General features: G+C 42.4%; 25 protein-coding genes. 8 read left to right on the top strand and 17 right to left on the bottom strand.

Annotated elements, in window-relative coordinates; translation table 11 throughout:
* Positions 1 to 34 precede the first annotated feature (34 nt).
* From IIB39_09945 to IIB39_09925, 5 genes are read left to right on the top strand one after another with little or no spacing between them, the layout of a single operon-like run.
* Entirely contained in the window at positions 35 to 556 is a 522-nt protein-coding gene (locus IIB39_09945) for a heme-copper oxidase subunit III (protein ID MCH8929021.1), read from the top strand.
* Positions 556 to 825 (top strand): hypothetical protein, encoded by a 270-nt coding sequence (locus IIB39_09940; protein MCH8929020.1) that lies wholly within the window; start codon positions 556 to 558, stop codon positions 823 to 825. Before IIB39_09945 ends, IIB39_09940 begins: the two co-directional genes overlap by 1 nt.
* The gene (locus IIB39_09935) at positions 822 to 1439 is read left to right on the top strand and encodes a cytochrome c oxidase subunit 3 (GenBank protein MCH8929019.1); all 618 of its coding nucleotides are present in this window, start codon (positions 822 to 824) and stop codon (positions 1437 to 1439) included. Before IIB39_09940 ends, IIB39_09935 begins: the two co-directional genes overlap by 4 nt.
* 21 nt (positions 1440 to 1460) lie before the next feature.
* Complete coding sequence (locus IIB39_09930) at positions 1461 to 1814, top strand: cytochrome C oxidase subunit IV family protein (GenBank protein ID MCH8929018.1); 354 nt, start codon at positions 1461 to 1463, stop codon at positions 1812 to 1814.
* Between the two features lie 48 nt (positions 1815 to 1862).
* Complete coding sequence (locus IIB39_09925; GenBank protein MCH8929017.1) at positions 1863 to 2276, top strand: DUF420 domain-containing protein; 414 nt, start codon at positions 1863 to 1865, stop codon at positions 2274 to 2276.
* Between the two features lie 236 nt (positions 2277 to 2512).
* On the opposite strand, the gene IIB39_09920 is transcribed toward IIB39_09925, so the two are convergent.
* The 11 genes from IIB39_09920 to IIB39_09870 form a co-directional block, all read right to left on the bottom strand.
* Positions 2513 to 2683: a hypothetical protein gene (locus IIB39_09920; GenBank protein ID MCH8929016.1), complete on the bottom strand. Its 171-nt coding sequence runs from the start codon at positions 2681 to 2683 to the stop codon at positions 2513 to 2515.
* Positions 2680 to 3456, bottom strand: coding sequence for a phenylacetate-CoA oxygenase subunit PaaI (locus IIB39_09915; protein MCH8929015.1), 777 nt, complete (start codon positions 3454 to 3456; stop codon positions 2680 to 2682). Before IIB39_09915 ends, IIB39_09920 begins: the two co-directional genes overlap by 4 nt.
* Positions 3457 to 3458: 2 nt before the next feature.
* A complete protein-coding gene (locus tag IIB39_09910) occupies positions 3459 to 3674 on the bottom strand; it encodes a hypothetical protein (GenBank protein MCH8929014.1) in 216 nt (71 codons plus the stop codon).
* Positions 3675 to 3701: 27 nt separating this feature from the next.
* A complete protein-coding gene (locus tag IIB39_09905) occupies positions 3702 to 4019 on the bottom strand; it encodes a metal-sulfur cluster assembly factor (protein ID MCH8929013.1) in 318 nt (105 codons plus the stop codon).
* Positions 4007 to 4957: a phenylacetate-CoA oxygenase subunit PaaI gene (locus IIB39_09900; protein MCH8929012.1), complete on the bottom strand. Its 951-nt coding sequence runs from the start codon at positions 4955 to 4957 to the stop codon at positions 4007 to 4009. Before IIB39_09900 ends, IIB39_09905 begins: the two co-directional genes overlap by 13 nt.
* Positions 4958 to 5167: 210 nt before the next feature.
* Positions 5168 to 8032, bottom strand: a complete 2865-nt coding sequence (locus IIB39_09895) for a molybdopterin-dependent oxidoreductase (GenBank protein MCH8929011.1) — start codon at positions 8030 to 8032, stop codon at positions 5168 to 5170.
* A gap of 107 nt (positions 8033 to 8139) precedes the next feature.
* The gene (locus IIB39_09890; protein MCH8929010.1) at positions 8140 to 9042 is read right to left on the bottom strand and encodes a CoA transferase subunit A; all 903 of its coding nucleotides are present in this window, start codon (positions 9040 to 9042) and stop codon (positions 8140 to 8142) included.
* Between the two features lie 17 nt (positions 9043 to 9059).
* Positions 9060 to 9845 (bottom strand): CoA-transferase, encoded by a 786-nt coding sequence (locus IIB39_09885; GenBank protein ID MCH8929009.1) that lies wholly within the window; start codon positions 9843 to 9845, stop codon positions 9060 to 9062.
* 45 nt (positions 9846 to 9890) lie between these two features.
* Positions 9891 to 11354 carry an aldehyde dehydrogenase family protein gene (locus IIB39_09880; protein MCH8929008.1) on the bottom strand — a complete coding sequence of 488 codons (1464 nt, stop codon included), beginning with the start codon at positions 11352 to 11354 and terminating at the stop codon, positions 9891 to 9893.
* Positions 11351 to 12139, bottom strand: coding sequence for an enoyl-CoA hydratase/isomerase family protein (locus IIB39_09875; GenBank protein MCH8929007.1), 789 nt, complete (start codon positions 12137 to 12139; stop codon positions 11351 to 11353). The genes IIB39_09880 and IIB39_09875 overlap by 4 nt, the downstream gene beginning before the upstream one ends.
* A gap of 250 nt (positions 12140 to 12389) precedes the next feature.
* Positions 12390 to 12863, bottom strand: coding sequence for a GNAT family N-acetyltransferase (locus IIB39_09870; protein MCH8929006.1), 474 nt, complete (start codon positions 12861 to 12863; stop codon positions 12390 to 12392).
* A 185-nt stretch (positions 12864 to 13048) separates the two neighbouring features.
* Between IIB39_09870 and IIB39_09865 the strand changes: the two genes are divergently transcribed.
* Both IIB39_09865 and IIB39_09860 read left to right on the top strand, forming a co-directional pair.
* Positions 13049 to 13558, top strand: coding sequence for a methylphosphotriester-DNA--protein-cysteine methyltransferase family protein (locus tag IIB39_09865; protein MCH8929005.1), 510 nt, complete (start codon positions 13049 to 13051; stop codon positions 13556 to 13558).
* Positions 13545 to 14087, top strand: coding sequence for a methylated-DNA--[protein]-cysteine S-methyltransferase (locus IIB39_09860; protein ID MCH8929004.1), 543 nt, complete (start codon positions 13545 to 13547; stop codon positions 14085 to 14087). The genes IIB39_09865 and IIB39_09860 overlap by 14 nt, the downstream gene beginning before the upstream one ends.
* Here the strand turns inward: IIB39_09860 and IIB39_09855 are convergent, their stop codons facing one another.
* Positions 14088 to 14993: a PhzF family isomerase gene (locus IIB39_09855; protein MCH8929003.1), complete on the bottom strand. Its 906-nt coding sequence runs from the start codon at positions 14991 to 14993 to the stop codon at positions 14088 to 14090.
* A gap of 75 nt (positions 14994 to 15068) precedes the next feature.
* On the opposite strand from IIB39_09855, the gene IIB39_09850 reads away from it, so the two are divergent.
* Complete coding sequence (locus IIB39_09850; protein MCH8929002.1) at positions 15069 to 15659, top strand: hypothetical protein; 591 nt, start codon at positions 15069 to 15071, stop codon at positions 15657 to 15659.
* An 86-nt stretch (positions 15660 to 15745) separates the two neighbouring features.
* On the opposite strand, the gene IIB39_09845 is transcribed toward IIB39_09850, so the two are convergent.
* The 5 genes from IIB39_09845 to IIB39_09825 form a co-directional block, all read right to left on the bottom strand.
* Positions 15746 to 16561 (bottom strand): MBL fold metallo-hydrolase, encoded by an 816-nt coding sequence (locus tag IIB39_09845; GenBank protein ID MCH8929001.1) that lies wholly within the window; start codon positions 16559 to 16561, stop codon positions 15746 to 15748.
* A gap of 320 nt (positions 16562 to 16881) precedes the next feature.
* Positions 16882 to 17403 (bottom strand): hypothetical protein, encoded by a 522-nt coding sequence (locus IIB39_09840; GenBank protein MCH8929000.1) that lies wholly within the window; start codon positions 17401 to 17403, stop codon positions 16882 to 16884.
* Positions 17396 to 18313, bottom strand: coding sequence for a hypothetical protein (locus IIB39_09835; GenBank protein ID MCH8928999.1), 918 nt, complete (start codon positions 18311 to 18313; stop codon positions 17396 to 17398). The genes IIB39_09840 and IIB39_09835 overlap by 8 nt, the downstream gene beginning before the upstream one ends.
* Before the next feature lie 146 nt (positions 18314 to 18459).
* A complete protein-coding gene (sat, locus tag IIB39_09830) occupies positions 18460 to 19644 on the bottom strand; it encodes a sulfate adenylyltransferase (GenBank protein MCH8928998.1) in 1185 nt (394 codons plus the stop codon).
* 19 nt (positions 19645 to 19663) lie between these two features.
* Positions 19664 to 21907, bottom strand: coding sequence for a transketolase (locus IIB39_09825; GenBank protein MCH8928997.1), 2244 nt, complete (start codon positions 21905 to 21907; stop codon positions 19664 to 19666).
* Between the last annotated feature and the right edge of the window lie 545 nt (positions 21908 to 22452).

Here is a 22452-nt window from a genome sequence, read left to right as displayed (position 1 = left end):
TCCAAAGCCTCTGATTAAGAGCATGTATCTGGCAATGATGTTGTTCATTGGCGCGGAACTTATGCTCTTTTCAGGATTTATCGGAGCTTTTTTTCTTCTAAGATTGAGCAGTGTTGACTGGCCTCCTCCCAATCAACCCACACTTCCCGTTTTCATCACAGGTATAAATACGATTGTACTGCTCACAAGCGGTTACTTGATGTCACGCGCCTGGAAATCCATCGATAATCATTCGAAACATTTACGGTATATGATATTAGCTTCTATCCTCGGAATACTATTTTTAAGTATTCAGGGATATGAATGGTTCAAACTCGTAAATTTTGGTCTTACGCTTCAATCGAGCGTTTACGGCGGGATGTTTTATCTAATAATTGGGACTCATGCGATTCATGTTGCAGGAGGACTTCTTTGGCTATTAGCTATTACATATTTTTCAATCAATAGAACCTTGGGTACTTCACCAAAGGAAGCAGATAAATTTAGGGCTAGCGCAATTTACTGGTATTTTGTGGTGCTGCTCTGGCCAATTCTGTACGTATTGGTTTACTTTTAATGAAAACAGCAAGAATTCTGTTAACGGGAATATTATTATGGCTTATTACGCCGTCAGCTATTTACGCTTGCCCCGGATGTGCTCAAGCGATTGCAGAATCTGGAGGAAGTAACGGCATTATTGCGATTTATTCTATTCTCGCCGGAATGCCCTTTTTAATTATTGGATCTGTTATTGTAGGTTTCATTATTATGAAACGAAAATCATCTCCGAACACAACCGAACAAACGAAAGAACGCTTTGAACATCAAGGAGGGAACGAAAATTGAGTGAAACTACCACACTAAACAATTTCGAAGAGAGTTACGATTCTCCATTGACTCCGGAAAGTTGGGGTAAATTGGGAATGTGGTTATTTCTCGCGGGGGACGCGATGTCGTTTGGAACACTGCTCGTTGGATACGCATTTTATAGAGTTGCAAGTCTGAATTGGCCGGTGCCGTCAGAGATCCTCGGTATAGGTCTAACTGCTTTTATGACATTCCTGCTTATTGTCAGCAGTCTCACGATGGTAAAGGGGCTTTCTGCCATTAAACAGGGAAATGTCGCCGGACTGAAAAAATATCTTACCTTAACTATCCTCGGGGGAGTAATATTCCTCAGCCTACAGGCATTTGAATGGACGCATCTGATAGGAGAAGGATTGACATTTTCGGCAAATCCGTGGGGCAGCAGCTTATTCGGCACCACATTCTTCACTATCACAGGATTCCACGGGATGCATGTTACGGGCGGCGTAATTTACCTGTCGGTTGTTCTCCGTAATTCCGCGAAAGGAAAATATTCTCCGGAAGACTACAACGGAGTAGAATTAGTTGGTCTTTATTGGCATTTTGTTGACCTTGTCTGGATTTTAGTATTCACATTCGTATATCTTTTATAATAAACTTTAGGGGAAAACTAAATGAATGATCAATCTCATACCGAACACGCTGAACCGAATTATATGAAAATATTTTGGTGGCTCATGGTACTGACAGTTATCGAAATTGTGATAGCGCTGATTCCAAACGGACCTTTTTATTCTAATCTGTTACAGGGATTTCTTCTTGTGGGTAGCGCCGTGGGAAAAGCTTCTTTAGTTGCTTTATATTTTATGCATTTAAAATTTGAAAAACGAGTATTAGGATTGATTGCTCTATCACCACTCATTCTAATGATTATGGCTTTAACTTTCTTGCTGAACGATATAAGATCTCCCGCTGTGGATGATGTAGATGCGTCGAAGATAAAGGTGGAGACTATAGCGGAGAATTAGTAAAAACATAGCTGCTAGCTGTTTAAATAACATTTCCCCATTTATATCATGGATTATTCTGCCCTCCCTACTCTCAATGCGATTCTGAATGCCACAAGCGGTTTGCTAATTGTATTAGGGTATCGCCAAATCAAGCGTTCGAATAAAGAATCACACAGGCGATTTATGCTTTCTGCTATCGCCGTCTCAGCTCTATTCTTCGCTTCATATATATTTTATCATTGGAATGTGGGTTCGGTAAAGTTTCAGGGCGCAGGAATAATTCGTTATGTTTATTTCACTATTCTGATTACACATACGATAATGGCTGTTTCTATAGTTCCATTAGTATTACGTACCGTTTATTTAGCCTTGAAGGGAAATTTCCCCAAACACCGTAAAATTGCTAAAATTACTTTTCCTTCCTGGGTATTTGTATCCGTCTCTGGTGTAGTCGTTTACTTTATGTTATATCATTTATGAATTATTTAATAGAAAAGAGTTGTTAAAAAGTGAAATATCTTAAACCGGCTTTTATCGGGGAATGGATAAAACTAATTCGGGAAGAAGGCTTAAAGAATTTTATCAGGAAAAAAGGCTGGAGGTTCTTATTGGTTATTATAATATTTTATACTATCCGTGATGGGATTCTTTATATCTTCTTGCCCTATTTTGCATACAAGGGGTTATTTTAAGTTCTCCCCAAAACCCTGATTATTTCAGTCTTTCTTTTCCTCTTCCCATTTGATCCACTCAAACGGAGAATTGCAATCATCGCAAACGTATTGCACTAATGCCAACGTGGTTCCGAACGCAGAATATATTGTTGTATTGGTTGATCCGCAAAACGGACATTCAACCGGTTTTGTAGCGCTTATTGTCTCTTTCAAATCCGGTAAACCTCATTTTTCTCTCCGCGTATGGAGTAAATAATGTCTTCATCAGGATGTAACGGAAGATCGGCATCCTGCTTAGATGAAATCTCTATCGTATTGGGCGCGCTCAGCCCGGCTTTCTCTGCAAGTGTGTCTAACGTATCGATAGTCTCATCAAGAACATCACTACTCGATTTATTTAAAATGCCTGCCTCAAGAAGTCCGGTTGTATTCATAGAGTTCAGCCATTCCGCATAAACCGGAATTGTTTTTCTGAATATGTCGCTTACCGCTTTAGAACGCTCATCGGATTCGTTCGTTAGAGAGATAATCCATGCGTTGGTATAATCCGTATGAAATTTCTCTTCCTGAAGTATTTTCCCGACTCTCTCCCGCAGCGGTCGAAAACTTGAATCGCTCATCGAATTCAGTAAAATAGTCAATCCTGTATCAATGACCGCTGAAAGGGAAATCAGCTCTAACCAATTCGATATATCCGAATTTAAACTTTTAACCGACAGGTAATCGTCCGCGTTCCTGTCATGCACAAGCGTCGTATCGCTTTCACCCATACTGTTCTTCAACAGACCGTGAAATAATCTCACGTGACCGAGCTCGTCCTGAGCAAAGTTACAGGTGGCAATACCTGATTCGAGTGTTGGTGTCCGAAAAGTCCATTCGCCGAAATGATAACCCAAAAGAAGTTTGGTGTCAGAAACGCTCAATAAAAGCGATTTGAATTCCTCTTCGACGCCGCTTGGAAGAGAATCTTTTATCTTTTCTGCCACGGTCAATTCCCTTTTATATTGAGATTGTCATCTTCTTTGTAAACGGGAATTATGTCTCCCCTATTTACCACGCAAAGCTCAATCCAGTTTTCTTCATTATAAACTGTGTGAGCATACACTTTCGCGAGATCAATTCCCGGAGCGTTTACATAGCCCACATGCATCAACGGTTCTAAGCTCGAAATTCTTCCGAATACTTCAAATATTTCATCAGCCATACTTATTTCCCCTCAGACAATCTTTCCCTAAACAGCTATGCCAAGCGCTTTAAGAGCGTATATTCCATCATCGGTCAGCCTCTCTTTTGTCCATGGCGGTGACCAGACCACTTCAATATCTATGGATTTCACACCTTTTAATTTTTCTAACTCGTCAATTATATCACCCTTTATCATATCCACAGCAGGACATCCGCTGGCTGTAAACGTCATTATGACATTCACATTTCCGTCCTCAACTTCCACACCGTATATCATACCCATATCCACCAGACTGATAGGAAGCTCCGGGTCGTTCACCTTTTTTAGTGCAGCAAAAATATTCTCTTTTGTTATAAAAGCCATTTCGATCCTGATAATGGGCTTTCTGAATTGCCTTGAATCATTTCTACATATTGCTCATTCATCGGACCTCTTCCGCGCCAGCGCTCAAACACCTTTTCCCACGTGATGTGCTCATCAAAGAGCCATAATTTCTCATCCGGATTATACTCAATGGGAAATTCGTATTCCATTTCGTATTTATCCGCTTCTTCATTAAAATGCGCAGGCACCTTAATTCCTATCCCCTCACAGAGCGGAACGGTCTTAGCCATCCAAATCTGCCGAAGCTCATCGTTTGTAAATCCCTTTAATTTGTAAGTGAGCTGGTCGTTGTGTCTTTTCAGGTCGTCCGGCAGACCGAACCACTCCAACGTCATTGGGAACATCCAATCAACAGCTCTTTGCAGCCCTTCTTTCGCTGCGCCTCCTGCCTTGGAAAGACGTTTCATCCAAGTCTCACCGTGACGCAGATGCAGCAGCTCTTCCTTCCCTACCTTAACAAGCGCTCTTTTCCAGGGTCCATAGCTCGTATGATCATGGATATCTGATAAAAGAGTGATTCCTGCTCTGTCGAAAAAACCGTTAGCCACAACCATTTCAGGCCAATTCTCAAGAGCCTGATCGAATCCATACGGGTTCTTAAACTTATTCGGCGCACGGTTGTATATCAAATCACGTTTATTAACTCCAATATCTTCAAGCAATCTGTAAGCGATATTCGCATGCCCGAGTTCATCCTGAATTATAGCTGAAACAGCTATACGGGAATTAATATTAGGAGCATCTTTCGCCGCAAGATAGTATGACGGCGCGCTCATGAGTTCCGTATCGCCTTGCACCGTAAGAATAACCGTCAGAGCTTTCTTATAGCCCGGAGTCATCTCTTCTTCCGATTCTATCAGATGCCCCCTGTTAACTTTTTCGATTAGCGCTTTTTCTTCGCCATTACTGTCTGTCATAGATTTACATTTCCTTCTGCTTCGCGCTCAACTGTTTCTAATCTGTGGTGGTTAGGGCTTACCCTGACATCACAGAATTTGAATTTATTTGCGGTCGGGGCAAGCCCCAACCCGCACTAAAAGATTCTACCTGTACTGTTGCAGGATTTCAATCTATTAAAAGTTATCAAAATTTACCCCATCAGAAATGTAATAGCAACTACCGTTGCTTCATTCTTTTTTCAGTGCTTTCAAAATCTTATCCGGCGTTATCGGTAAATCTCTTATCCTTACTCCCACCGCATCATAGACAGCGTTTGCGATTGCTGCTGCAGTCGGAATTGTCGGCGGTTCGCCGATTCCTATCGCGCCAAACGGAGCAGTTGATTCGTCATGCTCAAGCACCACACAGCTAACGCTTGGATAATTCTTGGAACGCATAAGTTTATATTTGTCGAAGTTCGTGTTTTTAGGAATTCCATCCACATATTCCACATCTTCGTACAGAGCAAACCCTACACCCATTGAAATTCCGCCCACAATTTGTCCTCGAACCGCACGCGGGTTTATCGCTCTACCGAGATAATGTGAAGCGGTAATATGATTTACTTTTACTTTGCCTGTTTTGGTATTCACCTCTACTTCCGCCATCTGAGCCCCAAAAGCCATTGGGAACCACGCTTTGCCCTGACCCGTTTCCTTGTTGAGGGGCGCTGTCAGCTCCGCCGCTTTGAATATTCCCTCTCTTCGGATAGGTTTTCCCATTTCTATAAATTTCTCGGCAACTTCTTTGAAACTCATACGGAATGATGAGTCCGTCTTGTCAGTTACGATTCCTTTTGAGATAATTAGATTCTTTATATCTTTCCCGGAAAGTTCGGCGGCTATTGCCAAAGCGTCTTGTCGTATCGGGTAACATGAACGTATAACAGCATTCCCCGTTGTATAAGTCTGCTTTGTAGCGACAGTTGAACCACAGTTTTTGGTTCTGTCAGTGTCAGCGTTTACCACTTCCACATCTTCCAAATTTATGCCGAGTGTTTCCGCAGCCATCATCGCAAAGGTTGTGTTTGAACCGTTTCCGTAATCCACTGTACCCACAAACAGCGTTATACTGCCATCGTCGTGGAGTTCTGTAATAACATCCGTTGTATCGGGAATCCCGGAGCCAAATCCGATTCCATACCACATTCCGGCTAACCCTATCCCTTTTCTGACCGGTGAGTCAGTATCATTTGGTTTTCTCTTTCTCCCTTGCCAGTTGAAATCTTTGGCTGCTTCATCAAGTGTTGCTTCAAGAGGAGCGTACCTATCCCATTCAAAATTCGTCGAAGTTTTCCCGTTTTTCTTGAGCGCATTTATCTTCCTGAATTCCAGTGGGTCCATCCCTATCGCTTCAGCAGCCTCATCCATCATTGACTCACTACAAAAATTTGTTTCAGCGGCGCCAAAGCCGCGAGTGGCTCCCGTAAACGGTGTATTTGTATATATAGCGTAGGAATCTACTTTTAGATTATCAATCTCATAGGGGCCGGAAAGCAGAACCCCCGCTTTTCGCATTATATTCACCGACCACGAGGCGTATGCGCCGGAATCACCAAGTATTCTTCCCTCATAAGCCACAATTCTACCGTTTTTCTTCACCCCGATCTTTATATCAGTTATCTGCCTCGTTCGCTTCGAAGTGGATGTCATCGTTTCTTCTCTTGTCCACTCTATTCGCACTGCCCGATTGAGAATCATCGCCGCAAGCGCAGCGTGAATTTGGGCATAGATATCCTCTCGTTTTCCGTATGCCGCACCGATTGCCGGCTGGATACACCGAACATCTTCTTTCGGTATTCCCAATGCGCGTATGATATTAAGCCTGTCAAAGAAAACGGATTGACCCGGGGAATATACTGTCAACTTATCCGTATCCTCATCGAAATAGGCTATAGCCGCTTCCGGTTCTATTGGTGCATGATCCTGCGGTTGAGTTTTATACCTTTGCTCCAAAATAATATCAGCTTCTTTGAATCCTTTCTCTATATCGCCCTTTTCAAGATGATAATAACTGAGAATATTTCCATCTTTATTCTCTTCGTGCACTTTTGGAGAATCCGGCTCCATCGCCTCTTCAATGTCTGTCACTGCCGGGAGATTTTCATATTCGACTTTAACCAGTTCAACTGCTTCGTATGCGATTTTTCTTGTTTCGGCAACTACAAGAGCAATCGGGTCGCCAATGTATCGGACTTTTTTATCACAGAAAACTTGCTGATCGCGTAATCTTTTTCCGTAAGCATTATCACCGGTAACATCTTTATGGGTCAATACTCTTAATACTCCATCCAGCTCTTCCGCTGCTGAAGTATCGATGGAGACGATTTTCGCGTGAATCCTATCGCTCCAAACAGTAGCGCCATGCACCATTCCATCTACGGAAATATCAGCCGTGTACAATGCCTCGCCGGTGACTCTGCTTCTTGACTCAATTCGCGATTTGGAGTGACCGATCACCTGAAGCTCTTTCCCTTCCCATTTTCCATCGGGAGAATTGTCGTCAACCGAGCGAACAATCTTAAGATTTCCCGTCTCAAGTTCATCTTCACTGAGCTGTCCTGAAGCCAGCATAACCGATTCAACTAATTGTTCGTAACCGGTGCATCTGCAAATGTTTTTGTGAATTGCTTTTTTTATTTGAGCGGTTGTCGGTTTTGGCTCCTTGTCCAATAATGCTTTTCCCGACATAATAAATCCTGACGTGCAGATCCCGCATTGAAAGCCGTGTGTAGTAATGAACGCTTCCTGCAATGGATGAAGCACACCGTCCTTCGCCACTCCTTCAATCGTTTGAATTTCGGCATCAACGGCATCTTTAGCCATTATAATACACGAATCCAGAGCCCTGCCATTCAGAATGACCGCACATGAGCCGCAAGTGCCAACATCGCAGCCACGCTTTGCGCCTGTGAGACCTAAATCATCACGCAAAACATCCAATAAAGATTTATCTTCGGAAATATTCAGAAGGACGGGTTGGTCATTTACCGTGGCACGGAATTCAACTGTCTCATTCGTTCCAACCTCGGTCAGCTTATCTGTCGTAACCATTTAGATTGCCTTTCACTATCTGCCGGAGAATATCCTGCGTTATTATAAATCCGATCTATTTGATAATAACTATATTTCTAATATAATACAATTTCTGCAGCCAATCGTCAAATTCCAAAATCAGCGGGCGCGGTGGGAGCCGAGTTTTTTATCTTCAAGTTTTTCGTTCTTTCATTCCCAAGAATTTTCATATAACCGGTCCGGTCATCTACACCATATACCCATTTCCGCAGCCAATTTTCGAATTCTGTGCGCGACTTAGTCTCGGAATGATACTCCTTGAAATATTCATCGTCCCGATTATACTTACCCTGCACAGGCGAAGGATGGCAGGCCATCGGTTCATGAACTACCGCATCAACCTGAAATCCTTGTATCAGAGTACGTCCCGGATCGCTGTTTATTATCTCCGAAGAAACGACCTCTTCGGCGATGAGAATAACACATTTCGCCGCTTTCGCTGCATCTATAGAAATTCCGAGACTTCCCCAGATATGCGCGTTTCCGAATTCATCGCATCGCTGAACAGGAATAATCGCAACATCAGGCGACAACGCCTCAACCGCAACAAGCTTATCATCGGACACCGGCGAAACAAATTCCGTTAGGTAGGGATTCTCTTTTAAAATATCGCTTCCTAAAGTGGAATGCGTGGGAAGAAACGGTACGCCGAGAGCTGCCGCATGAAGAGCCAAAGCCATCGTCAGGTTTGAATAGTCAATCAGATTAATAGCGTTCGGGATTCCTTCCTCTACAGCTCTTCTGAATTGATACGCGGAACCCATCATAACATTTCCTACCCATGCAGCTTTAACTTCAGATACGCATCCGGCACCGATAACCTGATCGAAGAGGATGTCAGAAATAGGTCCGATGAGTGTGAGATTCTTTTTCCTCTGGCGAATCAGCTCGTGAGCCGCCGCAAATACGATCAGCTGTTCCATAAAAGTACTCATTGCAACTGAAGAACCGTCGGGAACATATTTTTCAATCGCCTCTTTCATTGACATAATTTTTCCCGTCACTTTCAATTTCCCCTCTCTTCAGAGTTCCAGCCTGTCCAGAATCCCTTCGGGTCGTATTCACGAATCACTTTTAACTCATCTTCTTTTGGGTGTTCGGTTTCCATCACATCGCCTGGCACCTGCAAATCAAATCCTGTCGCATCAATCAGCTCCGCTGCCGTAAAGCCGGGATGGATACTACGGGTATTCATAACTCCATCAACGAATCCGAACACTCCCATCGTTGAAATCAGCGCTGCCGGACCGCCGCCCCTTAAACCAATATCTTCCCTTCGCAACAAACCATCGCCGTGACCGGGCGAGGTGATATAATTTACTCTTTCGACGAAACGATGCTTTTCATGGTTCATTATTATCAAAACCCGCTTAGCCAATGAAGCAATATCACACGCTCCACCACTTCCCGGAAGCCGAACGGCGCTGTCTTCATTTTTAACAATTGTTGAATTCAAGTTTCCGAATTTATCCACCTCCGCACCGCCAAGAAATCCCACGTCCACCCGTCCTTGCTGAAGGTATGCCATCACCGACAGCATATCCCCAGTCGAAGTAGCTCCAACAAGGTTTGGAGAATCACCCATTGTGTAAATCAGCGAACGGCTTGGAGTGGAACGGATAACTCCGTTTTCAAACAATCCTACAGAATCCGGAGCGTAGATTTGTTTAGCGACTACAAACGCTATTAAGGGCAGACGCATACCAACGAAAACGATATCGCCGTTCTTGATTTCCCGTGCTGCGGAGCAAATCATTAACTCTCTGAGGGTATAATCGGTTCCGACTTTCATATATTAATCTGCGCCGGATGGCTGAACATCAGATGGTCTTTCTGATTAGAGTCCGAGATTTACCCAGACGCTTTTAACCTGTGTGTAATAGTCGAGTGCGTGCATTCCCAGTTCTCGTCCGAATCCGCTCTCTTTGTAACCGCCAAATGGAGAAGCCGGGTCATATATGTTATAAGTGTTAATCCAAACTGTACCGGCTTTTAGTCCTGCGGCGACTCGATGCGCTCTTCCCACATCGCTCGTCCAAACTCCGGAAGCGAGACCGTATGGGGAATCATTGGCGATTTTCAGAGCGTCTTCTTCATCCTTGAATTTCATAACAGCGACTACAGGCCCGAATATTTCTTCACGGGCAATTTTCATTTCCGGAGTAACGCCTTCAAAAACTGTCGGCTGTACAAAATATCCGGCTTTCATTTCGGCGCGGGAGCCTCCCGCAACCAATTTTGCGCCATCGCTCTTACCGGATTCTATGTAGCCCAAAACACTTTCCATCTGTGTTTCAGAAGCCACCGGTCCCATACGGGTACCCTTATCGAAAGGATCACCTAAAGTTAATGAATCGGCTCTTTCGCCGAGCGCTTTGACAAAATCGTCATAAATAGATTCCTGAACTAAAATCCGTGAACCTGCTGCGCAGACTTCGCCCTTGTTATAGAATATGCCGTTGATAGCGCCCTTCAATGCCGCATCAATATTAGCGTCTTCGAATACTATGTTGGGGGATTTCCCGCCCAGTTCCAATGTAAGTTTTTTCATACTGTCGGCTGCGGATTTCATAATTTGCTTTCCGACGAGAGTTGAACCGGTAAAAGTGATTTTATCCACATCGGGGTGATCTACAAGAGCCTGTCCCACAACGGAACCTTTTCCGGGAAGAACATTCAATACACCGTCCGGCAGTCCTGCTTCCTGACAGATCGCACCTAATTTTAGCGCCGTCAACGGAGTAATTTCTGCCGGCTTCAGCACTATAGTGTTACCCATAGCCAGTGCGGGCGCTACTTTCCACGATGTGAGCAGCAAAGGAAAATTCCACGGCACGATGGCAACCACAACGCCGAGAGGTTCGCGTAGAGTATAATTCAGAAACGGTCCGGAAACCGGAATTGTTTCCCCGTGATATTTGGTGCACCACCCTGCGTAGTACCTGAATAAATTTGCGACGAACGGCACATCGATTTTACTCGACTCAAAAAACGTTTTACCGTTATCGAGAGTTTCAAGCGTGGCGATTTCTTCATTCTGTTCATCCAGCAGATCGGCAATTCTAAAGAGCACTTTTGCGCGGGAGGCAGCAGATTTTCCGCTCCACCTTCCGTCATCGAAAGCCTCTCGCGCTGCCGCTACAGCCCTGTTAGCATCTTCAACATTCGCGGAAGCTATATCTGCCACCGTTTCCTCGGTAGCGGGATTTATGGTTGGAACTGTTTTCCCTCCGGAAGCTTCCGTCCATTTCCCGTTAATTAATATGCCTTTGTGTTTTACCTCAAACGAATTCAATTTTATTTACCTGTGAATATGGCTTCGCGTTTTTCAATATATGCCGCAAGTCCTTCCTTCGCATCAGAGCCCTGGAAAAGTAATTGTTGCATCTCGCGTTCCATTGCCAACCCTTCCGAGAAAGGAACTTCTACCCCCGAGCATACCGCTCGTTTAATTCTTCCAACTGCTCCGCTTGCCTTATTGGGCGTTGTGAATTGCATTGCGTAATCCATTACCTGAGACTTGAAATCATCCCCTTCGAAAATCTGATTTATCAAGCCTAATTCTTTCCCCTCTTCAAAAGAAAGTAGCGTACCGGTTGCCATAAGTTCGATTGCTTTCGACTTACCTAAAAGTCTTCCAAGCCGTTGAGTGCCGCCCGTCCCCGGAAGAACGCCTAAGGTTACCTCCGGCAATCCTATTTTGCCGCCGTTTTCACGGGCGATCCGAATATCAGCTGCCATAGCGATTTCCAGTCCACCACCAACAGTATGACCGTTTAGAGCGGCTATAACAAGCTTCGGGGTCTGCTCGAATCTATTCAGAGTTTCATTGGCGTGGAGACAGAAGTAATACTTAAAATAAGGATCTGATTCCTTGAGCATATTTATATTTGCGCCGGCCGAAAAGAACTTATCGCCGGCTCCGGTTAAAACGATTACTTCTACTTTCTCATCGAAACGGGCTGATATAATATGCTTATCAAGCTCAACCATCATCTCGTGAGTGTATGTGTTTGCAGGCGGATCTGACAACTCCATTACGGCTATTCCTTTTTCCACCTTATAATTTACAAGAGCATCTGCCATGATTTATTCCTCTATGTTATTTTCATTTTCATGAATATGTCGCCCGGTGACGGTACTCAGATTAAGAGCAAAATCAATGTAAGGACGCTCCTTGAAATCATCAAGCGTAAATAGATTATCTATATAGAATTATAATTATCGAATTGGAAACTACATTTTTCTTGTATACTCAATTCTCCAGCTCAAGGTCCACGTTCTACCTTCATCAACGGAACGTTCCCAATCCCATCTGAAACCGTTATTTTTGATATTAAAGAATTAATTCCATCTTAATATTGCCGCGCTCGTAATTTGGATCTTGTCCAAGTCTTGTGGTTTTAAACTTATATTTTTTATATAGTTTTATCGCGGGTTCTAAAATCGTATTTGATACGATGATTATTTTTGTTGCCCCTTTTTCTTTTGCGCCATCTATCGCCGCTTCTATCAGCAAATTGCCGTAACCCTTTCCGCGCGCGTCTTTTTCTACCGCCATTTTCGCGATTTCGTATATTCCTTCGCCATAGTACACAAGGGCGCATACTCCCATAACTTTTCCGTTTTCAATCACTGAATAAATCTCTCCACCCTGATTTATAATATTTTCACGTGGATGATTGAGATGTTTTCTATCATTTCCCTCCACTACAAAATATTTTTCTATCCACTCCAAATTCAATCTCTTAAAATCTTCAGCGTATTTGTCGTCAAATGGAACTATTTGCACATTGTCCGAATTATTCATTCCAAATAAATGTCCCGTTAGAGTTTACTGTTTCAGAATCTCTAAAATTATTGGACTCATCGCTCAGATGCAATTCTTTCAAAATGTAATCTCAGTTCCTTGCTCGAATATCGGTAGACACTGAATATGATTCCGATTATCTTTTTAGCATGAATTCTTATAACTATAACACGATGGTTAAAGCAATGCAAGAGTGTGATACTTCTTATGACGGCTTTTTTTATGTAGGAGTTATAACAACCGGAATTTATTGTCTGCCGTCCTGCAAAGCAAAATTACCAAAAATAGAAAACGTAAGATTTTTCGAATCGCGCGAAGAGGCAATAGCATTTGGCCTAAGAGGATGTAAAAGATGTAAATCAGAAAAATATCCTGACGTGCTACCATTATGGCTACATTCAGTGGTTCGCTTTATGAAAGACAACCGCGACAAAAGACTTAATGAAACCATGTTAAGCAAATTTACCGGAACAAATATCTCTACTGTCCGCCGCTATTTTAATAACCATGTCGGAATGACGCCATTGGCGTTTCACAGAAAGCTGCGCCTCGGCTATGCCCGCGAGCTTCTCCAATCAGGTCAAGACCAGTTCACAGCGGCATTAGAAATCGGCTATGAATCTTCAAGCGGATTTAGAGATGCCTTTATAAAAGAATTCGGCGTAATTCCTTCCCCAAAAAATGCATACCGATAAAATATATTATACTAATCTTCCCAGTCCACTTGGAGATATGATAGCGGGAGCGTCAGACAACGGACTTTGTTTTTTAGAATGGCAGGATAGAGGCGGAATTGACCGTATCCTTACGCGGGTTGAAAAGCGATACAAAAAAATCCTACTTCTCGGTGACAATAATTATCTAAAAGTTTTGAAAGCAGAATTAAAAAAATATTTCAGCGGCAAGGCAAAAGAGTTTACCATTGATTTAGATATTATGGGAACCAAATTCGAACAAAAAGTCTGGAGTCGCCTACTTAAAATTCCCTATGGTGTAACAAAAAGTTACGGAAATATTGCCACCGAATTAAATAAGCCGGGAGCATCACGTGCTGTTGGGCGTGCTAACGGCTCTAACTATATGTCAATTGTTATTCCCTGTCACCGGGTCATCGAATCAAATGGAAAGTTACGCGGTTACGGCGGTGGATTATGGCGAAAGAAGCGTCTTCTTGAACTTGAGAAGAGTTATTATAAGGTAGAGGGAGAACTTGATCTTTCTTAGTTATATTTCAATTTCGGTTTGAAACACTGTGACGGCTTTCCCGCCAATTATTACTTTCACAGGTTCACCGTCTTCAATTTCCACTGAAACATCCACAAATCCCTGCCGTCCCATTGAAACGCCTTGCTCTCCTCGAAACTTAAAATTCTTTCCGTCGTGCTCTACAAGATTGTTATGAATCATATAAGCGCCCAGCGGACCGTTGCCATTTCCCGTAACGGGGTCTTCGTTTATCCCCATTGCCGGTGCGAACATACGGGCTGTAGTTAGTATCTCCTCCCTCCCCGTGTCAAACGAAAACGGGAAGTATCCTTTGCAACCTGTGGATTCACTGATAGTAGTTAATTTCGAAAACGACGGTTCGATTTTATTTAATATATCAGAATTTTTTAGGCATATAATGTATTTACAGGAGCCTGTTGACACTTCCTGAACCGGACAATTTTCTTGAATATCAGATCGATTTAATTTCAGAGCCTCTAATATTTCTCGTAATAATTCTCCGTCAACAGGATCAGAAATTTTCACTTCTCCCTGAGTCATCAAAATCTTCAGGTCTCCATTTTCTCTGATAATTTCAATCGGCAGGATGCCAATACCGATTTTTTGCATCACGACTCCGGAATTGATTCCGTTTTCCAGAGCCCGTATATAATGCGCCGCAATAGTAGCGTGTCCGCACGTCGGCACTTCCATTGTCGGTGTGAAATATCGCAGCCATACTTCGTGATCGGATGCCGTGGGAGATAATATAAAAACCGTTTCAGAGTTGTTCAGCTCTCTCGCTATCTGCTGCATTTGTTGATCGGTCAACCCGTCGGCATCTAATACTACACCAGCGGGATTACCGCGAAAAGCAGTGTCGGTGAATGAATCTACCTGAAACAGTTTATATTTTCGTGACAATTTCTTGCCCTATTTACCTATTTGTTTTATGAGTGATAATTCATTACTATATAATATAATCAGGGAGGTGCCGCAATGGAAATTCTATATAATCTATTAATAGCCGTTCATGTTATCAGCTTCGTCTTTATGTCCGTACCGCTTTTTAATCTGATATTAGTTGCCGAGCGCGGAAAATTAGGGCCGGAAATAAATTATCCGGTCGATATATATATGGAAAGCATACTTTCCGGCGGTTCCACACGCTGTTTTGTTTATCAGGCTACAGTTGGAATATCGGGTATCCTGCTATTGGTTTTCGGTTCGTTTGGATTGGAAGCGCTTTGGACAGAGTGGATAATTTCCCTTAAAACACTGCTTCTCTTTACTCTTATAATATTGCTTTCGAGAGTTCATTTTAAGATTCAGCCTGCCGTAGATGCGATATTTGAAAAATTAAAACCTGAAGATCAAATCTCCGATGATGATATGACGGAATTGAAATCACTTCGTGGTTTTAGGAAAAAACTTGCTTCATTTTGCCTGTTTTTAGTGCTTACAATTATTATTTTAGGACTTCAGGTTTCTACTACTTATTCACCGATATTCACGGGCGGCCTTGTGCTGCTTGCGGCGCTCTTTTCGAAACGGGTTTACAGTAAAGGTATTCCATTCGGGTGGGTTTGATCTATTTATAATGAGGAACCCTGCCGTAATTAACGACAGGGTTCAATATTATTCTCCGAATTTATTTATTAGAGAATAGCGAAATATCAGTCAACTCTAAGCATTTCTGCCATCTTCCAACAATGTCCCGGTGTAAAGACATCGGCACCGCCCAGAACTCCACCCCATTTGGCTAATGTAGAGTCTGTGCAAATCTGCGTAACTTCATTCAGATATGTATCAAAGAGCAGCCATGTGTTTGCCCAGCCTGTTTTCTCGGCAACTGCCATAAAATCTACTGTTTGCAGCGCAGCAGCGGCATTGGCCCGAACATCGTGTATATATTCTTTTTGTGTTTCAACGTCCTGCCTTGAGCCTCTTCGTCCTAAATGACCGGAAACCAATGTCTCGAAATCGAAAGACAATACATCATCATGAGAGGCAATAAATTCTGTGACATTTTCCGTTACTGCCAAATACTTGAACGGCACCCAACCCGGAAATATAACATCAATAAACATCAATACTTTCTGCTTTGGCGCATAGATGAAAATGTTTCCTTCGATATGATTTGCTCCTCTGTAGGTTAATTCGAGTTTTTGGTTGCCTACTTTTAGTGTGTAACTCTCCTTAAAGGTGACCGTCGGCTTTGGTACTGGCGAGCCGCCAAGAAATGCGCCAAAAGGAGCTATTCTTGAACCACCTTCCATCTCCGATAGTTTTTCTGCGGTAGCTTCGTGCGCAATATATGTGGCATCCGCCGGATACATACTTGCAGCTGCGATATGGTCGGCGTGCGAATGACTATAAATTACATGTGTAATCGGTTCATCTGTAATTTCTGCTATTGCTGCGAGAATTTTGTCGCCCATTGAAGGGGGCGCGTCCACTACAATTACTCCCTCTCCGGTTGTAAGAAATATTACCTGATATACTCCTTCGGTTACCCAATAGAGTCCGTCACCAAGATCTTCCACGATATATCCTTTATCCTGAGGAACCATCATTCCGAATGCAGATTCCGGTACCGGCATCGCCGTAATCATTTCAGGCGCCGTCTCCTTATCATTCATCATCTCCATATCATCGGATTTAGCGACTTCTTTGGTTGAATGGCAGCTTATCAACACCAATATTATTAATAGCGTGGACATAAATACGCTTAATTTCATCATTGAATTTGTTTTACTTGGGCTCATTATTTTTCTCCCTTTCTATACTGCTTTTCAAATTTAATTGACTTTCATGCCACTGCCAGCTCGCAAAGTTTTTCTTTTATAAGCGCCACCAACCGTTCTGAACTGGTTAATTTTTCAAGATCGCTTCCATCAAGAATTACTACTTTTCTTTCGTCTCCGAGCGCTAATGAAATCAGATCTCTCGTATCGGAACGCTCAACTTCATCTTCCGTCAGTTTACCTACGGCAAATAATATTCCGCATGATAGACCCATTTTCTTCATATTACCCACAAACCATTTAATATGGTTACTGCTTACAGGATCGAGCCAATTAATCGCTCCAACCGCCAAAATACTCGGGAAAAAATATAATCCATCTGGATGCTGTTCGTTCCAGCATACGATTTTGATCTCATTTTTCCTTGATTTTTTTAAGCCATTTTTCTCTGTAACGCTCAAACCCGGAATCTTCTCTAAAACATTTGTCATAAGCCATTTAAGGGCGTATTGTTGTTCTTCGATTGATTCGCTTTTTTTTATTAAACTTAAAATTTGATTAATTTTCGGTTGGGATATTTTAGTCATCAGTTTTCGCAATAGCCATTTCATCGCTTTTATCTTTAAGAGAACTTACTATCTGTATTAAATTATTATTCCCAAAAGTTTCCAAAAAATCAGGAATATGCATATGGAAAACAGAATCAGGAATTTGCTCCCATGCCTTTGAATCGCTATCAGGTCCATCAAGATATAGTAATAATAAATATTCGGCGTTCGAATGGTCAAGATATGATTCCAGCTGATTTGATAAACGTGTAATGCTGGTCGTTCCGCTTATAGTTTGTTTTACTTCCACCAGTAAGGGGTTTCCGATGATATTTTCCAACTCATCTGCCCAGACAGCTATGTCGGCTCCGTAATCCCAATATTTAGATTTAACCAATGCGTTTACGCCGCTCGTACCAAGTGCCCGAACAACGGCGTTCTCCGGATACGCCCCCCATGTACTATCCGGATTATTAAGGTCCGAAAGGAGCTCTTCGGCAAGTTTTCCAATTGGCTTGTTCCTTCCAACTGCTATCCCGGGAAAATTTAATTCTATTTCCGGTGCGCCAAGAATTTGATCGATTACAAAAGCTACCGAGTCTTCATTATTTATTTCCAAGCGTATATAGAGAGAACTTTTGAGTTTTGTCACTGATTGTTTTATCTCGGGCGAGGCGAAAATCAAAGTTCTTTTTCCCAATCCGTGAGCTAATCCGATTTCATAATATACGTTTGTGTTTTCTGCGCCTGACCGCAAAACAGCTATCATATAATCTGAAGAAACAATCGAGTTTAATATATTTTTTCCGCTGACATCCGCTGATTTAGCCACTTCTGAACCAAGAATAGTTACCAGATCGCGGCTTTCAAGGACTTTTTCTATTACTGCGGTTTTTACTCCCGGCGGAGATGAAATATAACAGGCTCTCGGTGTAAGCTCAAATCTCAATTCAGCATCCTTCCTGCCATCTTAGCTAAGCTGGTTACGAATTTAACGATACTGCTATTGCTATAATCATTATTCCCATAGAATAATATTTCGATAATAGATAAGACGTTATGCAAAGAATAAGGTAAAATCAAGAAAAATGAATCTTAACTATGCTTTACTCCTTCATAATATTTTTTCAGTATTTTCAATACTTCAGGACGGCTAAAGTGCTCCGGCACTTCTTCTCCTTCTGAGAGTAACCTTCTTAATTCTGTCCCTGAGAGCATTAATCTTTTTTCTTTTTCATGAGGACATGTTTTTGTCGAAGACATTTCATTACACTCGAAACAATAAAAAGTCCAATCTATAGGCAAAATTGTAATTTTAAGGGAGTCTTTTGGAATTTCCAAAAATATGTCCTGCGCATCGAACGGACCATAGTAGCTGCCGACTCCGGCATGGTCTCTGCCTACGATGAGATGAGTACAGCCGTAATTCTGCCGGAACAGAGCGTGAAGCAGCGCCTCTCTTGGACCGGCATACCTCATATCTAATGGATATCCGCCTATTACAACACTTCCCGGGACGAAATAATTATCTACCAATGCTGTAATACATTCCGTGCGTACTTCACCCGGAATATCTCCCGGTTTCAGGTTCCCAACAAGCTGATGAATATAAAGCCCGTCTGAAATTTCCAAAGCGATTTTGGCAAGATATTCATGAGAGCGGTGCATGGGATTGCGAAGTTGCAGCACAGCTATACGGCGCCAACCATTTTCCTCGAATATGCGCCGACTTTCTTCCGGTCGATGATAAACTCCGGCAAATTTTTCCGGAAATATTCCTTCACTGAGGACTGTGACGGTTCCACCAATATTTACCGCTTTTTGTTCCATAACCATTTTTACACCCGGATGTTCGGAATCTTCAGTTTTAAATACATCCATGCATTCTTTTGATTTATCTATCGAATACTTATCCTCAACTTTCATCGTAGCCATAATTTCTTCGGTTTCAGAACTGAATAACGCTATCTCAGAACCAATTTCTATGGATGACGCATCGTCTTCGGTTACCGAAAGGGTTATTGGAATTGGCCAAAAAGTGCCGTCACTTAACTGCATATCCGATGATACACTTTTCCAGTCATCCTGACCCATAAAACCGCTCAGCGGCGTAAATCCGCCTATTCCAAGCATTATGAGGTCACCTGATTCACGACTCGTAATTTCAATAGTTTTCATAGATTTAGCTCGTTGGAGCTCGCTATTCTTTTCATCCCCGCTCAAAAGCAGAACATTTAGCTCATCGCTTCCATGGGGCTTTATTAAGTTATTCTCTGACATTAAATATTTTATTTCCTATTTATAAATTATTTAGATTTGATCTAATTTTTTCAATACGTTTATCTTTATTCGAAGCAAACTTTTTTATCGCATCAAGGATATAATGAGGAGATAAATGTGCCTCTTCGATTACCTCTTCTAATGAACCGCCCGTTCTCCACCTGTTGTCAAAATCAGACGAAAGAGAATATTCATTCGTTTGTGGGCCACCTGACCAGCCGGCCATATTCCCGATTGAGCCATTCGTTATTATCATACTATCGAGTCTCTCGGATTCTGAATAAACTTTCTTTTTGTAATCTTCCGACTGTAGATCAAAAAGCTCAAGGCTTATTGCAGCTACAATTTTTACATTTGGCCCACTATTAAGAATCTCCGGGAGAACTTTTATGAGGTTTGCGGTCGGAGAAGTTCCCCTAATAAGGACAACGCCTTCTTTAGGCTCGCCCTCTTCATAATCCTTTATGAGATATGCTCCTTTAGCCGCTTCGAAATGACTTTCGATGTTGAGAGCTTTCCGGTCGGGAATTTCAATCCCGGGTCGTGTCAAATGCAGTGCGATGATGTGAGCATCGGTCTTTAATGCGGCTCCGAGAACTACCGGAACTTCATTATGCTCCCACGGATGTAAATCAAGAACGTGTCCCTTGGGGAAGAGCTGTGTTACCCCCGGCGAAAACACTCCAAAGTGGGTTCTCGAATCTTCCGCCGTTTCAGGGCCTGAGTGTCCGGCAATCCAAAGAACTTTCCCTAATTTTATTGGCGAATCTTGACACATCTGACTGAATAACCGCATTGGTCCGTATTTCAGATAACTGAATGAACCGTAAGTTGAGCATGCTCCAAAAAACCCGATAAAATTTTCGAATGGCGTTGCAGACAGATTCACAGAAGCTATCCCGGCCATAATCCCTGCATTGGTAAATTCTGTTATCTCTTGCGGCAGCAGGATCCCGTTTACATTTTCATCTTTATCAAATCTGCCCCATCCGTCAAAATCACCCCATCCCTTTGCAAAACCTGAAATATTAGTTGAATCAGCCAGATCAGCCGATGCAACAAGAAATAGCGGTCTGCCATATTCCTTTTCGGAGACGCTGTTCACATAAGCGCCCCATTTAGCTAATCCGGCTCTGTTAGGAGCGATTTCACCGGGTTTTAAATATATATCAGCCGGGTAATTCTCAAAATCAGTGATTTGATTATTTTCGTCCGGATTATTATTTCTTGCAAATTTTAGTTTAATCTCTTCCGGAACCGAATCGCCAATTTCCACTAACCTGTCTGCTATGTAGTTAGTCAGGGCTTCGTCTTTCTTTAAAACAGCGAACATTCTTTTGAAGTTTTCACTCGCCTGCTCCATTAAAGCGGAATGGTTCGTAGGAACAGGTTCACCTTCTCCAACAAATTCTATTCCATATTTTTCTTTGAGAGGATCAAGAGTTCTCCAAAAAAGCTCATCATTAAGCTTATGAGGTGTTCCGTGTGATTTATTGTCATATTTCAGATAATCACGACCTTTCCTTGTTTTTACCCATACCATTTTAGGTATTTTATCATCAGAATCGTTAACAGCCGACAACAATGATTCGGTGACCGGCTCCCACTCAGAACCCTGCTCTGTTCCGTACACATTCCAGCCATACGGCTTGAACCAATCCTCTGGTGTACCGTTTACCACGGAACTGACTCGCTGGTCATCTATCCCAAAGTCGTTCCAGTCAATGACCCACACAAGATTTCCTGCCCCAAGACCCCACGCTGAATTCTTTGATTCATGACTTGCCCCGGCAGTCAACCCTCCCTCACCTTCAAATGCAAATACTCGCACTTCGTTGGCTCCGGCTCGATTTAAAGCAACAGCCTCTCCAACACTTGGAGGCCCGCCGTGACCCGATGGACCCGTATTTGCTTTGTAAAAAAGCGTTTTCCCTTCACTTTCAGCATGACCTGGCAGGCCATTACGCCTGCGCAGCGTTAGAAGGTCTTTCCATATCAACTGTCTATTTTCAGCATCAGGCACCGCGTACTTATCGTCACCTGTATCACCTTGTTTAATAAGCAATGCTTCGTTAAAAACGGCGAGCGTTGCATAAATCAAAGGTGTTGTGTGACCTGCGATTAGGATAAATTTATCACCATAAGGATGCTCCGGTCTTCGTATGTCCCATCTCATAACCCCGCCAAGAAGAGTGGCGACAAGTGCATGAACTTTTGACCGGGATCCTCCAGGGTGACCGCTTTGCCTGTAATTCAGCATCATTGAGATACTACCGTCAATCAGGTCTTTTATTTTTTCCCAATGCTCGAAATTTTTTGACTGACTTTCAAGCAATTCGGTAATATCATTTTTACCCACTATAGCGCCTATTTTTAATGTTTTGAATTATTTAGCATTACTTATTTTTTCAAGCCGAAATGAAATTACCGAGCAACCCGCGCATATTCAACTATATTTTTCCCAACACTCGATGTCGAAACACTCATTACCTCAATATCTTCTTATTCTTGCAATAAAATCATAAAAATCTTGGAACTATTCGCGTTTTCAATCATAAAATATTTCTTGAAGGTTATAATATGCAATTGTAGCTTAATTTATTATTTACAAGCGTTACCAGTAATGTATTTGTTCAACGGCATACTAAGGATAGTCGCATACCTTATATTTGAGATTTCCGAAAAAAAGCATCATAAAAAACAGAAGAATTTTCATATCAGAGCAGGTTTTCCGACTGGAATATACTTACCAAATTCGGCGGAACTCTGTCGGGGAGAAACAATTTGAACTCCAATGAGTCAAATTTC

Source organism: Candidatus Neomarinimicrobiota bacterium, assembly GCA_022573815.1.
In the GTDB taxonomy this organism is placed as follows: domain Bacteria; phylum Fidelibacterota; class SORT01; order SORT01; family SORT01; genus JACZTG01.
The sequence above is the reverse complement of the archived record's forward strand: the minus strand, read 5'-3'. Positions and strand labels throughout refer to the sequence as shown.

Coding starts and splice junctions, on each gene's coding strand:
- IIB39_09910 (MCH8929014.1), bottom strand. CDS start 3,674: ATGGCTGATGAAATATTTGAAGTATTCGGAAGAATTTCGAGCTTAGAA.
- IIB39_09865 (MCH8929005.1), top strand. CDS start 13,049: ATGCAAGAGTGTGATACTTCTTATGACGGCTTTTTTTATGTAGGAGTT.
- IIB39_09905 (MCH8929013.1), bottom strand. CDS start 4,019: ATGGCTTTTATAACAAAAGAGAATATTTTTGCTGCACTAAAAAAGGTG.
- IIB39_09890 (MCH8929010.1), bottom strand. CDS start 9,042: ATGTCAATGAAAGAGGCGATTGAAAAATATGTTCCCGACGGTTCTTCA.
- IIB39_09825 (MCH8928997.1), bottom strand. CDS start 21,907: ATGATGCTGAATTACAGGCAAAGCGGTCACCCTGGAGGATCCCGGTCA.
- IIB39_09900 (MCH8929012.1), bottom strand. CDS start 4,957: ATGACAGACAGTAATGGCGAAGAAAAAGCGCTAATCGAAAAAGTTAAC.
- IIB39_09940 (MCH8929020.1), top strand. CDS start 556: ATGAAAACAGCAAGAATTCTGTTAACGGGAATATTATTATGGCTTATT.
- sat (MCH8928998.1), bottom strand. CDS start 19,644: ATGTCAGAGAATAACTTAATAAAGCCCCATGGAAGCGATGAGCTAAAT.
- IIB39_09850 (MCH8929002.1), top strand. CDS start 15,069: ATGGAAATTCTATATAATCTATTAATAGCCGTTCATGTTATCAGCTTC.
- IIB39_09945 (MCH8929021.1), top strand. CDS start 35: ATGATGTTGTTCATTGGCGCGGAACTTATGCTCTTTTCAGGATTTATC.
- IIB39_09930 (MCH8929018.1), top strand. CDS start 1,461: ATGAATGATCAATCTCATACCGAACACGCTGAACCGAATTATATGAAA.
- IIB39_09885 (MCH8929009.1), bottom strand. CDS start 9,845: ATGAAAGTCGGAACCGATTATACCCTCAGAGAGTTAATGATTTGCTCC.
- IIB39_09925 (MCH8929017.1), top strand. CDS start 1,863: ATGGATTATTCTGCCCTCCCTACTCTCAATGCGATTCTGAATGCCACA.
- IIB39_09840 (MCH8929000.1), bottom strand. CDS start 17,403: ATGACTAAAATATCCCAACCGAAAATTAATCAAATTTTAAGTTTAATA.
- IIB39_09895 (MCH8929011.1), bottom strand. CDS start 8,032: ATGGTTACGACAGATAAGCTGACCGAGGTTGGAACGAATGAGACAGTT.
- IIB39_09870 (MCH8929006.1), bottom strand. CDS start 12,863: ATGAATAATTCGGACAATGTGCAAATAGTTCCATTTGACGACAAATAC.
- IIB39_09875 (MCH8929007.1), bottom strand. CDS start 12,139: ATGGCAGATGCTCTTGTAAATTATAAGGTGGAAAAAGGAATAGCCGTA.
- IIB39_09860 (MCH8929004.1), top strand. CDS start 13,545: ATGCATACCGATAAAATATATTATACTAATCTTCCCAGTCCACTTGGA.